Source organism: Paraburkholderia sp. CNPSo 3274 (assembly GCF_024206475.1).
Taxonomy (GTDB): domain Bacteria; phylum Pseudomonadota; class Gammaproteobacteria; order Burkholderiales; family Burkholderiaceae; genus Paraburkholderia.
Map to the genome: position 1 here is coordinate 82,740 of NZ_JAMBPR010000033.1, position 14,114 is coordinate 96,853.

The 14,114-nt window shown below is 59.2% G+C and carries 12 protein-coding genes and 2 pseudogenes; 7 read left to right on the plus strand and 7 right to left on the minus strand.

Annotated features, from left to right (window positions below; translation table 11 throughout):
• Complete coding sequence (locus M3I54_RS22855; RefSeq protein ID WP_254340082.1) at nt 1–684, minus strand: DUF2848 domain-containing protein; 684 nt, start codon at nt 682–684, stop codon at nt 1–3.
• 198 nt (nt 685–882) lie between these two features.
• Between M3I54_RS22855 and M3I54_RS22860 the strand changes: the two genes are divergently transcribed.
• Together M3I54_RS22860 and M3I54_RS22865 are read left to right on the plus strand one after the other, a co-directional pair.
• Entirely contained in the window at nt 883–1,827 is a 945-nt protein-coding gene (locus M3I54_RS22860) for a LysR family transcriptional regulator (RefSeq protein WP_254340085.1), read from the plus strand.
• A gap of 30 nt (nt 1,828–1,857) precedes the next feature.
• Complete coding sequence (locus M3I54_RS22865; protein ID WP_254340094.1) at nt 1,858–2,418, plus strand: ureidoglycolate lyase; 561 nt, start codon at nt 1,858–1,860, stop codon at nt 2,416–2,418.
• 503 nt (nt 2,419–2,921) lie between these two features.
• Here M3I54_RS22865 and M3I54_RS22870 read toward each other — a convergent pair.
• Together M3I54_RS22870 and M3I54_RS22875 are read right to left on the minus strand one after the other, a co-directional pair.
• Nucleotides 2,922–3,785 carry a class I SAM-dependent methyltransferase gene (locus tag M3I54_RS22870; protein ID WP_254340096.1) on the minus strand — a complete coding sequence of 288 codons (864 nt, stop codon included), beginning with the start codon at nt 3,783–3,785 and terminating at the stop codon, nt 2,922–2,924.
• Nucleotides 3,786–4,077: 292 nt separating this feature from the next.
• Complete coding sequence (locus tag M3I54_RS22875; protein WP_254340126.1) at nt 4,078–4,974, minus strand: NAD(P)/FAD-dependent oxidoreductase; 897 nt, start codon at nt 4,972–4,974, stop codon at nt 4,078–4,080.
• 280 nt (nt 4,975–5,254) lie between these two features.
• Between M3I54_RS22875 and M3I54_RS22880 the strand changes: the two genes are divergently transcribed.
• Nucleotides 5,255–5,887: a TetR/AcrR family transcriptional regulator gene (locus tag M3I54_RS22880; protein WP_254340099.1), complete on the plus strand. Its 633-nt coding sequence runs from the start codon at nt 5,255–5,257 to the stop codon at nt 5,885–5,887.
• A pseudogene (locus tag M3I54_RS22885) lies at nt 5,878–5,997 on the plus strand (IS5/IS1182 family transposase); the annotation flags it as partial. The gene M3I54_RS22880 and the pseudogene M3I54_RS22885, both read left to right, overlap by 10 nt.
• Before the next feature lie 779 nt (nt 5,998–6,776).
• Here M3I54_RS22885 and M3I54_RS45160 read toward each other — a convergent pair.
• The 4 genes and pseudogenes from M3I54_RS45160 to M3I54_RS22900 all read right to left on the minus strand — a co-directional run.
• Nucleotides 6,777–6,938 (minus strand): annotated as a pseudogene (locus M3I54_RS45160) (hypothetical protein); the annotation flags it as partial.
• Between the two features lie 97 nt (nt 6,939–7,035).
• On the minus strand, nt 7,036–8,763 hold the full coding sequence (locus tag M3I54_RS22890; protein ID WP_254340101.1) for a glycosyltransferase family A protein: 1,728 nt from the start codon (nt 8,761–8,763) through the stop codon (nt 7,036–7,038).
• A gap of 34 nt (nt 8,764–8,797) precedes the next feature.
• Complete coding sequence (locus M3I54_RS22895) at nt 8,798–9,820, minus strand: glycosyltransferase (RefSeq protein WP_254340103.1); 1,023 nt, start codon at nt 9,818–9,820, stop codon at nt 8,798–8,800.
• Between the two features lie 150 nt (nt 9,821–9,970).
• Nucleotides 9,971–10,999, minus strand: coding sequence for a hypothetical protein (locus M3I54_RS22900; RefSeq protein WP_254340105.1), 1,029 nt, complete (start codon nt 10,997–10,999; stop codon nt 9,971–9,973).
• Nucleotides 11,000–11,060: 61 nt separating this feature from the next.
• Between M3I54_RS22900 and M3I54_RS22905 the strand changes: the two genes are divergently transcribed.
• The 3 genes from M3I54_RS22905 to M3I54_RS22915 all read left to right on the plus strand — a co-directional run bounded on the left by M3I54_RS22905 (nt 11,061) and on the right by M3I54_RS22915 (nt 13,056).
• A complete protein-coding gene (locus tag M3I54_RS22905; RefSeq protein WP_254340107.1) occupies nt 11,061–11,492 on the plus strand; it encodes a hypothetical protein in 432 nt (143 codons plus the stop codon).
• A gap of 972 nt (nt 11,493–12,464) precedes the next feature.
• The gene (locus tag M3I54_RS22910; RefSeq protein WP_254340109.1) at nt 12,465–12,707 is read left to right on the plus strand and encodes a hypothetical protein; all 243 of its coding nucleotides are present in this window, start codon (nt 12,465–12,467) and stop codon (nt 12,705–12,707) included.
• A 61-nt stretch (nt 12,708–12,768) separates the two neighbouring features.
• Nucleotides 12,769–13,056, plus strand: coding sequence for a hypothetical protein (locus M3I54_RS22915; RefSeq protein ID WP_254340111.1), 288 nt, complete (start codon nt 12,769–12,771; stop codon nt 13,054–13,056).
• The last annotated feature ends 1,058 nt before the right edge of the window (nt 13,057–14,114 follow it).

Genomic DNA, 14,114 nt, shown 5'->3' on the forward strand with positions numbered 1-14,114 from the left:
TCACTCCGTATGCGTGAATGCATCGACCGAGTAGCGATGCCTTAGACTGCGGCCGAGTACGGGGTCGTGCAGTTCCAGCTCATACACGCCGGCCGACGTCAATGGTCCAATCACCGGCTGCGTGCCGCAGAACAGCACGGTCTCTGCAATCATCGACATCGTGCCGAACGCGCGCCTGATCAGATGCTCCGGACGCATCAGCCGAGCGAGCGTGCCCTCCTGATAACGGACGCGTTCGCCCGACGAATCGATGCGCCAGCTGCGCGCAATCAGTGCATCCCAATGCGCTGCGACGTCCGAATAACGCCAGAGCGTGCGGCCGAGCGGCTTCGCGCACATCTGTTTCGAAACGGCGACGTCGTAGCTTTCGACCCTGCGATCCGTATGATCCGAACCGATGCCGACCAGCAGCCCGTCTGCCTCGGTCTGAATGAGCACGACTTCGACCTCACCTGACGAACGCACGCCCAGGACATCGATGCGCGCTAACGTCGTCAGCAGATCGGGCGAGACTTCGTAGAAGCACGGCACAGCCGACGGCCTGCGTACCCCAATGGCTTCAAGTTCGCGAATATGATGCTCGACCTCGGCACTGTCCCTGCCTGCCCAACCCGCGATCACGAGCCGCTTCACCCTCACGTGGACGGGTGTTCCGGATTCGATTTCACATGCCACTGTTTTCATCGCAACATTCCTTCGTTCAATCGTCGTCTCACCGATCCCGGCTGTATCGTTTCATCGGCGCTCGTTGCAAAGTTTTGGCGTGCGGCGCACCCGTGTCCAACAAATTAAAGTTGTCGCGAGGCGAAATATTTTCTTGTCCCGTCACGTGAGGCGTGGCGATACACTGGGACATTCCAGCTTGCCCTTTCAGGGGCGCGAATGAACCTGCGATTTCTCGAGACCTTTGTCTGGCTCGCCCGGCTGCGCAGCTTTCGTCTGACGGCCGAGCGGCTGAATGCCACGCAGGCGGCGATTTCCAGCCGCATTTCCGCGCTCGAGCAGGAACTCGGCGTGCGACTCTTCGAGCGCGGCTCAAAGGAAGCAACGCTCACGCAGGACGGCACGAAGACGCTGCCATTCGCCGAACAGATGCTGAAGTTGAATCAGGCGATGATCGCGAGCGTCGGCGACCGCTCGAAGGTATCAGGATTGTTACGACTAGGCGCCATCGAATCGATCGTTCACACGTGGCTGCCGGATCTGCTCAAGCACATCCGCGAAACGTATCCGAATCTCGTGATCGAACTGACCAGCGACACATCGTCCAATCTGTCGACCCAACTGCTCAATGGCCATATCGACGTTTCGTTTCAGACGACGAGCGTCGCCGGCTCCGACATGATGAATGTTCCGCTAGGCGGCCTGCCAATGCGCTGGATGGCCAGTCCGGCGCTCAATCTGTCGGCGCAGGCGTTGACGGAGGCGGAACTGGCCACTTATCCCGTGATCAGTTTCGCGCGCCACTCGCCGCCGCATGAGTTTCTGACCGGCCTGTTCGCCGCGAGTGGCGACATGCAGGTGCAGATCAACTGCCTGTCGTCGGTGGCTGCGATCATCCGGCTCGTCGTCGACGGCTTCGGTCTCGCCGTGCTGCCGCCCGCGTTCGTGATGGGCGAACTCGAAGCGGGGAAGCTGCAGCTGCTGCAAGTCACGCATCGCGTGCCTGCATTGCCACTCGTTGCCGCGTACCGGCGCACGCCCGACAGCCTGCTCTCCGAATCCATCACGCGGCTCGCGCTGAACGTCGTGCTCGACTTCTGCCTGAAGCACGGACCCGAATTTGCGCTATTCCCGCCCACGGACGACTCTGTCTCGCGCACGTGAACATCTGCACATCAAAACGGATATCCCCACATGCTCACTGCCCTTTCCATTCCAGTCGAACCGCTCCATGCGACACGTTGCGAACCCTATGGCTGGATGCTTGGCAAGCCGGTGCGTGCCGACGGCGATGCACCTGCATTTATCAGCCCGGCGTCGGACTTCTGGCGCGAACATCTGTTCAATACCGGCGCGCCGGGTGAAACAGAAATTCTGTGGGTGACATACCGTAATCGCGACGAGAGCGTTGCGTCACTTGAGGTTCATTATTTGACGCAACAGGCTATCGTGCCGCTGACGGCGCCGGTCGTCCATATCGTCGCGACTTCGACGAAAGACGGCGAGCCGGACATGGACACGGTGCGAGCCTTCACGATTCCCGTCGGGATGGGCTTTTGCATGCGGCCGAACATCTGGCACGCGACGCGGGTTCGTGAACGCGAGGCGACTTGCCTGATGCTGACGCGACCTTCGACGACCTACGATCTCGTCGTTCATCTGAAAACCGGTGCGCCCGCTTGTGAAAGCGCGATTCGGACTATCGAAACGCGCCGGATCGAAAGTGTGTACCAGGGCACCCATGCAGTGGCCTGATGATCAGGTCACTCTCGATCGAATATTCTCTCTGGTACGGCTTGATCCAAATCGGTCTCAACGAGCACCTGCAGAAAGTGCTTCACAGCTCTTCGTAGAGATCGATCGCCTGTTACCTTTCGATGTCTGTACGTTCCGCGTCTGGAATCCCCTTAACGTTCACGCATTTTCCCGGTTGATCGTTCCGTTGGCACCTCCAGGAAGCCCAGCGGTTCAAGGGTCTGCAACTGGCTGAGAGCACCAGTTACGTCAACCTACGACAGAGGTGACGTTGGAGTCTTCAATATCAGCTTTCCGGCGAGGTGGACGAATGCGTACTGCCGGCCACAAACTGCCCGTCACATGCGCCGCCGGCAGGCCGCTCAGGCGTCGGCTCTGCTTCGCAACCGGCCATCTGATTGTCACAAGGCGAGCGCTCGTTCATCGGCCAGAAGGGACATCAATCTGAGCGGCCAACGACGCCCAGCTCTACCGAGCGGGGGCGTCTCCCCTGTTAATCCCTGTCAGCTTGCCGGATTGCGTGCCATGACGATCCACGCCGCGCCGTCGATCATCACCGACCGCTCGCCGGGGAGGCCCGCGAAGGCGGCACGAACCGCGGCCGAGGCGCGGGCGCGGATGTCGTCGGGTTGATCAGCGAGCGCACGCGACAGCGGGCCGACCTCGAGCGTCATCTTCACCGCGTCATCGATCGCCGCGTCTCGCGTCCCGCCCTCGCCAAACGGGACCGAAGCATCGAAGGGTGCGATAGCGATATCGGTGAAGCCGGCCGCCGTCAGGATGCGCGACACCCGCCCCCGGTCGCCGAACGAAAATGGACGGGGCGCTTCGGGAGCGGGCGGCGCGCTCGGCGGGAGGATGCCCTTGATCGCGCCCATCGGCAGGCGCACCCAATCGTTCTCGACCGCGCCGCGCCAGCAGACGAAAGCGACCCGCCCGCCCGGCCGCAGCGCGCGTCGCATATGGGCGAACGCCGCTGTCGGATCGTCGAAGAACATCACCCCGAAACGCGAGAACAGGATGTCGAACGCGCCCTCGGGCAGCTCTGCGCTGCTGGCGTCGGCCACCTGGAACAGGACCGGCGTATCCGGTGGCGCAAGCGCGCGCGCCCGGCCGATCAGCGGTTCGGATATATCCACGCCCAGCACTTGGCCCCCCGGGCCGACGCGGGCGGCCAGTGCCAGACTCGACGCGCCCGCGCCGCAGCCGACGTCCAGCACGCGCTCGCCCTTCGCGGGCGCGGCGGCTTCGATCGCGGCGTGGCCGAACGCCGCCACCATGGCGTCGAGCCGGGCCTGGTTAGCGACCCAGCGCTCCCCGCTTTGACCATTCCAGTCGGCCACCTGATAGGCATTTGGCTCTGCCATCTCATCTCCTTGTTCTGATTCGTTTTTAGCTAGCTCCCCTTTGTTCGAGGCAAGGGGGAGCGGAACCGATGCCAAGGTGCGTATCGTCTCAAACAAACCCGCCTCCACCTGCGATAAGGCGCAATACCTGCGTGTGCTCGTCTCAGGCCTCGAAACCGGTGCCGCGGCGCCGGACCTCGAAGGACAACCGCTCCTGCCATTCCTTCAAACTCTACGATCCGTCCTTCACCGCGCCGATCTAGGCCAACCTTTTCGAAGGCGACGACGCAACGGGAGAAGTGAATCTGTGCTCTCAAACCACCAGCATCGACTGCTGGGCGAAGATACCCGCCATCGCACCCTGCGATGATGCCTGGGTGACCGAGGGTAGGAAGGGCGTCGTGAGGTCGCCGGCGGCGTAAATGCCGGGCATGCTGGTTTGGCGGCGCTCGTCGACCTTGAGGGCGATGCCGGCGGGCGTATCGACCGTGGCGAGGCTGAGCGATTCATGCAGGCTTGCGGACGGCTTGTTGCGCGGATGGGCGAACAGGACATCGACCGCAATATTGCGGCGGGTATCGAGATTGACGGTGGCGATATGGCCGTTGTGATGGGCGATCTCGACGATCCGGCCATCGACGACAGGTATGTTGCGGCGCGCCAGATCGGCCTGGATATCGGGCGCAATGTCATGGCCATCGGCGAAGACAGTCAGCTTGTCCGTCCAATCGCGGAACAGCCTGACAGACTGGTGCGACTGCGGGCCGGACCAGACGAGGCCCCAATGCTGGCCGGCGACTTCAAAGCCGTCGCAATAGGGGCAGGGCACGATGGACGTGCCCCAGCTTTCGGCAAAGCCCGGAACATCCGGCATCTGGTCGGCGACGCCATAGCTCAGGATCAGGCGGTGCGCCCTTAGGCTTTCGTTATCGTCAGTGACGACGCAGAAATCGTCGATGGCGCCAGACACGCTCTCGGCCCGGGCATTGACCAGCCTGATCGTTGGATAGCGCGTCAACTGCTGCCGCGCCTCGACCAGGATGTCCAGCGGCGGCTTGTGATCGTGGCCGAGCAAGCCATGCGAGTGGCCTGCAAAGCGGTTGCGCGGCCGGCCGGTATCGAGAACCGTGACCTTGCGGCGGGCACGGCCGAGCTGCAGGGCGGCGGCGAGGCCGGCAAAGCTGCCGCCGATGATGATGACGTCATCCATGGTGATGGGCTCCGTGTTGTGATTGGGGGGCTGGACGTGGTGGGCAATATCGTCCAGCGATACGCGCTTGAGGCAGTCAGCGGGCGGGACATCGGCATTGGCGAGCAAGTCGCCCATCACTGTGTTGACCGGCCGCACAATGCCGCAGTCGATATCGCCGGGCGGCACGGGGAAACCTGATTTGCACAACCGGTTGAAACCTACCCTTGGCTTGCACATTTAAGATACTGCGTGGTATCGTAGTGCAAGAATTTGAATACTGTCAAGTACTGGAATTGTCGTGACCAAAGACAACCAGGGCCGGCGCGGCCGGCCCACCAACGAGGCGCTTCGCCAAACGATCGTCGACGCCGCGTGCGAACTCTTTGTGGAATTGGGTTTTCAAGCGACGACCATGGATAAGGTCGCCCAGCGGGCGAAGATATCCAAGCTGAGCATCTATCGGCACTTCGAGAACAAGGAGGCGCTGTTCGGCGCGGCCATGGCGGCCCACTGCCATCAGTTTGCACCACAGGCCCTTTTTGAAGGCGTCGACGGTTCGGCCGAAGATCAGCTCATGGCGGTGGGATCATCCCTGCTTCGCACGCTGTTGAGTCCCGACGTCCGCAGTGTCGAAGCCATGGTTTTGGCCGACAAGACGAATCAAAAGTCGTTAAGCAAGCTCCATTACGAAGCTGGGCCCGCCCATGTCATCGCCCAAATCGAGGCCGTGTTGCGTCAGTTGCACGCGAAAGCGATTCTGAACGTACCCGATGCTCTCAGGTCAGCCCGCTTGTTTGCCGCGCTTTTCAAAGGATCCGATCTCCTGCTTATCGCACGCTTCGATGAGGCGAGAGCAAAGGACGACAACGAAATCGAATCCTATTGCCGGTCGGCCGTCGCCATGTTCATCGCCGCGCACGGTGGCATCTAAAGGTGCGCTATCGCGGCTTGATGAAGAACACGCAGCAGTTGCACACGCTGTTCGCTCTGAGCAATCTGTGGATGACGCGCGAACGACTGATGCGCGAGGCCACTGCATGAGCGCAAAAGCCGCCCGAGCGGGCAGCCAATCGGCGCCTTCCTTATGCCGAACGTCGCGCTGCATTCGAGCCTGGTGCCGCACCGCTTCCACCGCATCGGCCCTATGTGGATGGCTCAGTGCGGCAAAACGAGTTCTGAACACATCCCTAACCTTGCGGGCGCTTCCTTTCGATCTGGTGAACGACAAGCTGATTGGTTATAGAGAAATCAAACTTACGTTCGATAGCAATTCGAGGGTCGAGCAAGACGTCATCCTTGCACGGCGTAAGCCGCCTCACCAACTCACGGGTCTAAGCGTCCGCAGAGGCCGATGACGTGTCCTCCAGGCGACGGCACGGAATGACCGTTCCACTCCGGTACCTACCCTTAGGACAGAGACTGCTCGACCGGCTGCAACGGGTCGAAAGTGTGAGTTCGCTGATGCAGGAAGTTGCCATTCGGCAGCTCGAAGCCGGCGCCGTCAGCATTCCGCCGCATTGTCGACGTAGAACCTAGCCTTCCCCAATGTCGGTTAAGGCCGATAACTCGTGAATTTCGCCGCCGCTATCGATCGAGTCATCATCATGTCCTTAACGAGGAATCCCGACCATACCAGTGCGTAAGCCATGAGGAGCGCGGTGACTGCCATATGCGATCGTGAAATCTTGAAGATAGGCGACTTAACAAGGGGAGTCAGTCAGGGTTTGTTTGGACGGGATGTCTGCGCAGAGTGCAGAAAGCAGGGACTCAAAAAAATTCATGACCCTCTCTCGCATCGGTATCTGTTGATACTCGTCTGCTTACTTCGGTTGCGATTGATAGGCGGTGAGAACGGCACCAAGTCCCACGTCCGTGGTCGCCGGTGTTGCGGACCTTGCGAATAGGTCGCTGTCATTCGCTTCGACGGTCGCAAAACGTTTCAATTCACCAACCGCATGCCATCGGCCAAGAAGCGTGACATTTGGCGGCGGGTGGCCACCGGTTTACATGAAGTGCCCAATGGCGGCCTGTTGCGCCGTTGGTCGCCCTTGCCACTGAACGAGGAAGAGCCTTCTCGCGCTAAATCGCAACGGGCATCAGGGTGAATGGCTTTGTCGGGTCGCGAAAGATTCTCTGGCTGTCGTCCCACGTCAGAATCTCTACCGGCCAGTGGTCCCATTTCAAGGCAATGTGCTTCTCTTCCTCGTAGACATACTTGCCTCGGTCCGCGCCCGGTCGTTCCATCCTCCCATTGCGTAGAAGGACCAGCAGTTGGCTGGTTCCTTGCCAATGGGGATGCACGGCGCGAAAAATCTTCAGGACTTCTCCTGACTGCATCGAGGCCCGCAATAAACGGGCCTCAGTATGCTCATGGTAATCGGCAAACCTCGGGCGTTCATAATTTTCGAATCGACACCAGTCTGGGTGCCACTGGTGCCGAATCCCGTCGAACCGCTCGCGCACCCGCTCAAGGAGGTCTCCGACGCGCGCGGCGAAGATATCGTCCTCGCCGCCCCAGCTTCGAAATTCCGGCAGGCCGCCTGTGGCATTGAACACGCTACGGCTCACCCCGGCGACGCCATATCCAGGGTCAAGCCAGCAATCAGGCGTGCCATTCTCAGCGAGACAGCGACAGATCGGGAACCACGCCTTCTGACAGTCAATAATCTCGATCGCACGGCGAAGCGCGGTTAAGGAAATGAGAAGATCGGCGTCGCACAGCAAGAGGCGGTCGCTCCTGGCATGCGCCGCCGCCACGTTTAGCCCGCGGCCTCGCGAGAAACTCGCCCCAAGCGAGACAACTCGCACCGGCATTCCTGCCGCGCAGTCTGAAATCCACTCGATGAGCGGCCAGTCATCGGAGGCGAAATCCGAGACGACCAGCTCAATGGGCATGTCCGGACCATAACTGTTGGCGAGGCAGGACACGCAATGAGGAAAAGGCCGAAGTTCACGCATCCCATGTTTGATACGCGACCGGTTCTTTACGCTCACGCAAACAGACAGCGCCGGCTTGGTCGCGATTCCTGTTTCGTGCACAACGCGATAGAAGGCGCTGTTACTCTCGCAAAACGCTCCCACTTTTCCAGCATGGTTGGCAACGAGCCTGTCGTGAGCGCCGCGCAGGATCGGATCGCAGATCGCTGTTGGGACGATCCGGTAATCATCCGGTGTGGTGTCGAGAGGATGCACTCCACCACCAATCGACATGTGCTGATACTCGGATGTGCCTCGCAAGATACCGAAGCGGTCTCCTGGAACTAGTTCGTATTTGATGAACGTCTCCCCCAGTTCCCGATGCACGCGCTCGAAGAATTGCGCATCCTCCCCGAGATCAATGGCCGGATAGCCACCGACCTTGTCCCATAGGTCTTTCCTGAACAACACCCACTGATGGCTCACCCAACCTGGAACGGCCTGGTTCTCGTGAAGATCGGCGTTACCCCAATAGGCCCAAAACTGCGCCGGCCGATAAAACGACGTTCCCAATTGTTCCATTTCCGACCAGGAAAAGGAAAGCCGCCAGGGCAGATAAACATCGTCGTCGTCCCAGATCGCGATCACCGGCCCGCGCGCCAAGCTAATACACGCATTGCGTTTCTCGCCCAGGGACGCGAACCGTGAAGACCGATTGACGATGCGAACGTCCGGAAACTCGCCAAGGAATTGCTGACCGACACAATCGTTGAGGATGATGAGTTCTTTCTGCGGGTAATCCTGGGCCAGAAACATCGCGACTGATTCATTGACGTAGGACGGTCGACCGTATGTCGGCATGACGCAGCTGATAAGCGGTAGCGCTCCCATGATAGTGTCCTGTTTCCATACGGACCGTGCCGCCCTACCTCAGCTTTTCCCACTCGCGGAAAACCTCTGCCCATGACTGACTTGCGACGGTGAAACCGGATTTCAATGCCAGGCGGTCCCGAGCGGCGTAGCGCATTTGTTCCCGCTCATCGGACTCGAATGCGCACCGCGATGCCTTGTAGACGAATTCCCGGTCATCCCGGCAAAGCCACCCGGTCACGCCATCTTCGACAAGCGTGCGCCAACCGCCTCTTCGGTCGACTACGAGAACGGAACCGGATGCCATCGCTTCAAACGCGACGCGGGGGAGGTTCTCAAATGTGTCGGTGGTCATGACCACAGCTTCGCAAGCCTTATAGAAGTCCTGCTGCGCCATGCCGCCTTCGGGAAACGTCTTGATGTAATCATCGGGCTCGCGGCCAAATTTGGCTTTGGCGCGGTGATCCCATCCTACGATATACCCTTCCTTGAGCTCCGGCGCGGTCATGGTCTCGTAGATCCAGAGCTGTCGGCTATTAAATTTGTCCGCATCCCCGCGCGAAATGCGCCCAAAGCGAAACTTGTCGTTGGGTCGCTCTTCGTGGAACGGAAAGTCTACCGCGTGGAAATAAGGCGTGAATAACAACGGACGATATATCTCACCAAGCTGCGCCAGCCCTCTGCCCACCCGATCACGCCCGTGTTCTGTCTGGTATAAGTGAAAATCAACGAGCCCTTGCGCCTGGCAACGTAATTCCGCGTCGAAGTTCCAGGTCATGCAATTGACAAAGGTTGTGGTGCGAGCCCAGCGGCGTATTTGGGGAAGATCCTCGAGAAACTGACCGTTGCAGAAGCTCAGGCAATGTAGACCCTCCAGGGACTGCCAGTCCCGAGGCGCGTGATAGACGCAGCCCCGTTCCTCCATTCCCATTGCCAGACAATCCCCGTCGATCTCTCCCGTATGGCAAATGTGAACCTTGATGCCCATCGTTTGCCAGCAATGGATCTGATGGTCGAGCTCGGTATCAGCGCCACCCAACTTGCTTGGATGTCCAACTACGCAAAGTTCATCAATCATGGGTTGCCTCTGGGTGTGCCCCGTCACCCGTCCTCTACTGGGCCTTGTGAATCCGCAGAAGCCAAGGGGCTCAAAGGGGCTCACATCGCAGAAAATCCACATTCGCGTGACGCGGACAGATCTCGAAAATCACTGTCCCTTTGCGACCCATTAGCTGGAACGATTGTTGTATAGCTGATCCAGGATATCCATTACGATGCAATACCAATACTGAGGAAGTAACCCAACGTCGTCATAGTTCTCCATGAATGGAAAGATCAATATCTGGTTAGTGTTTTCTGATCCAGCAATTTGCTTTCCAAGGCGTTCAACATACGCGTACAGTTCTTTCCAGTTCGTACCGTGAGCCCCTGATTTGTCCTGGTAGTCCGCAGGCTGGTAGTTGGCTCCCGATTGCGCCGGATTCGGATGAAAATAAATGATCACATTCCTGTAATCAGTGATGCCATCGGGCACAGCGACACCAAACCAGTTCGGCGCAAGCGGCACCGCACTATTCGTGGCGTCCTGCAGTTCAAAAAGAAACGTCGTGAAGCCAACCGCCCGGGACGAGAAAGTCAGCGCATTGCTACTACTGGGGTCGAAGTTGTCGATAAGAAGGTATTTCTCTCCGGAAACGTGGCTCGGGCCGTTCGTGTATGACGGGACCCTATCATCACCCGGATGTGTCAGGACCCACTCTTTCGGGACTATGTGGTAGGGGTACTCACGGGTTGGCCATGCGGCCGGTCCGGGAGGCATGTTGGTAACGTTGTTGGTCGCCGCTGCGTCCAGGAGCATGAATTCGCGTATCAAATGATGCGTGTAATAAAGCGTATTACCCGAATCTGTCGTGTTAGTGTCGTTATACGGGCCAGGTGGCAGAGGAGGCACGCCCGAGTCTGTCACGCCATTTTGGAGGTCGGTGTAGTAGTTCGCCCATCTCCCACTTTGCAGTTGCGCGTTGAAATAGCAGGCAGGGTTCGGGGGCGTCTGATAGTAGCCTCGAATCGGCGTTCCAAGGGACTGCAGAAAATCTTGCGGCGCAGGCTGTGGAGGGCTTCCGACCCTCGATATTCGAGTGTCGAAATCCCATAGTTCCGCCAGGACCGACTGAAGAATGCCAGGATTGCCCGCGTCGGTCTCATGCTGCTGGAATAGATTCGCATAGCCTCCGCCGTTACTATGGGCGGCTATCACGACACGCAGGCCGGACGGACGGCTGCTGGAGCTCGATGAGCTAACGCTTGAACTCGATGATGTGCTGCCGGAGCTCGATGATGAGCTGCTGCTACTGTTGATGACGCTCGACGAACTGCTGCCAGGACCGCTGCTCGATGAACTGCTGCTGCCTGTTCCGCTACTCGATGAGCTACTGCTGCTCGACGAACTGCTGTTACTTGGGCTGCTGCTCGACGAACTGCTGCTACTTGGGCCGCTGCTCGACGAACTGCTGCTACTTGGGCTGCTGCTCGACGAACTGCGGCTACTTGGGCTGCTGCTCGACGAACTGCTGCTTGAGCTAGAGTATGACTGGCTGCTGGAGCTCGGTCGACTGCTCGAAGATGACGAACTGCCACTGGTGCAAGGAGGCTTTGGCGGGCACGGCATCGGTGGACAAGGTTTGCTAGCGGCGCATGGTTGCGGCGGCGGCACGCCTGTCGATGGTGGATACGGCGGAAATGGTGGATAAGGCGGAAATGGTGGAAACGGGGGAAACGGCGGATAAGGCGGATAAGTCACTTGTGGCTGCTCACCACCATACGGCACGCAGCATCGAACGGAATTGCGTTCGACCTCGCACGCACGCCAGTTGCGCAGTTCCTCGCGCAACTTCCTTAGTTCATGCAACAGTTCAAATGTGCCCGCTCGCTCGCGCGCTTCGCCACGCGTTTCATCGCCCTCCGCTCTACTGATTGAGCGCAGACTCTCTTTCAACCCTTCCAGCGCTCGCTGTATGTGCTCGACCTCTTCGTGCAACCGCCGTTTGCGCTCGCCCGTGGAGTGTTCGTCCTGGCCGCCAGTCACGCGGTCCTCGTGACGGCCGTCGTCGCAGCTGTCGTCGCACTCACGTTCGGACAACCGCTCCAATTCCTGCCGCAGCAACCTGAGTTCGCGCCACAAGCGCTCCTGCGACGACGATCCATCTCTCTCGAACATGAGCGCACCTTTTATCCGAGAATCAACCCGATCACGTCGGGCGACCCGAACAGGGAAGAAGCCTCTAAGGCGATGCTGCGGCTAGCGGGATTGCGAACGTCGTGCACAGCAACGAGCACACGCAGGCGCTCATAATGAATTCAATCGGATATGCGTACCTGAATCAAAAGAATAGGAGATTGGCAGCCAACTAGAAAGCGATATAAGATGAATCGCGTCGAAGCCTTTTCGGCAACGCGATCGACGCGCAACAGCCTTCGTGATGGGCTCGCCAATGCGAGCGAGGCCACTTTCGATAGTCAGTCAATGCAACACGGTGCACATCTAACCCGCACCTCCCATGCGAAAATCTGGATCTCCTCCCGCCCCCCTCGAAGCATTTGAATCGCAAGTCCTTAATGAATATCGGTCAGTCGGCCGGGGGAACTCGACGAACTACTGCTTGAGCTAGAAGATGGCAGGCTGCTGGAACTGTAGCCGGAACTCGGCCGGCCGCTCGAAGACGATGAACTGCTACTGCTGCAAGGCGGCTGAGGCGGGCACGGCGTTGGCGGGTAAGGGTTGCTCGCGCTGCACGGCTCAATCGGTGGCGCACCTGCCGATGGTGGATACGGTGGATACGGTGGATACGGTGGATAAGGTGGATACGGCGGGAACGGTGGGAACGGTGGGAAGGGAGGATACGGCGGATAAGGCGGGGATGTCAGGTGACGTGGTTCGCATCCGCACGATGCGCAGCATCGGTTGATCTTGTGCTCGATTTCACACTCACGCCAGTCGCGCAGTTCCTCGCGCAACTCCCTTAGCTCATGCAGCAGTTCGAATTCCCCCGCCCGCTCGCATGCTGCGCTGCTCGCTTCTTCGCGCTCGGCTCTGCTGATTTCGCGCAGGCCTTCTTTCAGACCCTCGAGCACTCGCTGTATGTGGCCAATCTCTTCGTGCAATCGACGCTTGCGCTCACCAATCAGGCATTCATGGTCGCCGGCCGCGTAGTACTCGTGCCAGTCGTCGTTGCGTCTGTCGTCACACCTACGTTCGTAAATCCGCTCGATCTCCTGCCGCAGCTGCCTGAGTTCGCGCGCCAAGCGATCCTTTGACGGCGATCTATTTCTCTCGAACATGAATGCACCTTTTATCCGAGAATCAACACGATCACGTCGGCCAAGCCGAACATGGAATTGGCCTTTTAGGTGACGCTGCGACTAACGGGATTGCGAACGTCACACACAGAAACGAGCACCAGCACACGCAGGCGCCAACTTTGAAATCATCCAGAGAAGGCTTCTTGAATCAACAGAATAGGAGATTGGCGGTCAATTAGAAAGTGATATACAGTGAACCGCAGAGGTTCTTTTCGGGGAGTCGGCCGATGCGCACCATCGTTTTGGGCCTTCAGGGCGGGCGCGCCAACGGGAGCGAGTCGACATTCGACAACCAGCCAATGCAGCCAGGAACACATCTGCGCTGGTCTTTCTCTCCGGAACTTGGATTTCCACCCGGCGCATTCTGGCTATACCGGCGCGTCAGCCAGCCAGCAGGCTCTGCGATCATCCCACCGCAGGATGCTCAAGCTTCTACCCCACCTGAAGCTTCCGGATCGCCAGGAGATGTTAGCCGTACCGGAAGCTCGACGTGTCAATCGGCCGTTTCGACCGACTTGTGTTGCGGACACTTGAGAATTGATATCGAACCTCCCTGCAACTCGCTAAGGATTGCTGGACAAGTTTCAACACCGTGTACCCACCTACTTTTCTGGACTTACAGCTTTGACGGCGATGCTACGTTTCGCCTGACCGGCTGTCACGAACTCGTCACTCGAGGTACTCAGTTTCGCTGTCGCCTCGAAGGATGCGCAATGGCATGTGTTCTGATCGAGGGCGCGGCCTGTATTGACAGCGCTGACAGCGTGATCGCGAATACCGCTGACGCCGTGGGTTCGGGAGCTTGCGGTGACGCATCCGGGCGATAGGCAGCCTGGGCTCCCGCTCGACGCCGCGGATGAGTGCTGCGACGAAGACCCATTGGCCGATTCGCGTGCACCGCGTCGGCCAGTTGCAGCGTGTGCGCCTAACTTGTCGCCGTCTCCGATGCCGCTTTTTTCACCAATCGCGGCATTTCCTCCCTATCCGCCTTTCCCGCCCTACCCACCCTATCC

Bases quoted from the DNA above. Each gene is read 5' to 3' on its own strand.
- M3I54_RS22910 (WP_254340109.1), top strand. From the start codon at position 12,465: ATGAACTGCTACTGCTGCAAGGCGGCTGAGGCGGGCACGGCGTTGGCG.
- M3I54_RS22865 (WP_254340094.1), top strand. From the start codon at position 1,858: ATGCTCACTGCCCTTTCCATTCCAGTCGAACCGCTCCATGCGACACGT.
- M3I54_RS22895 (WP_254340103.1), bottom strand. From the start codon at position 9,820: ATGATTGATGAACTTTGCGTAGTTGGACATCCAAGCAAGTTGGGTGGC.
- M3I54_RS22860 (WP_254340085.1), top strand. From the start codon at position 883: ATGAACCTGCGATTTCTCGAGACCTTTGTCTGGCTCGCCCGGCTGCGC.
- M3I54_RS22870 (WP_254340096.1), bottom strand. From the start codon at position 3,785: ATGGCAGAGCCAAATGCCTATCAGGTGGCCGACTGGAATGGTCAAAGC.
- M3I54_RS22915 (WP_254340111.1), top strand. From the start codon at position 12,769: ATGCAGCAGTTCGAATTCCCCCGCCCGCTCGCATGCTGCGCTGCTCGC.
- M3I54_RS22855 (WP_254340082.1), bottom strand. From the start codon at position 684: ATGAAAACAGTGGCATGTGAAATCGAATCCGGAACACCCGTCCACGTG.
- M3I54_RS22890 (WP_254340101.1), bottom strand. From the start codon at position 8,763: ATGGGAGCGCTACCGCTTATCAGCTGCGTCATGCCGACATACGGTCGA.
- M3I54_RS22875 (WP_254340126.1), bottom strand. From the start codon at position 4,974: ATGGATGACGTCATCATCATCGGCGGCAGCTTTGCCGGCCTCGCCGCC.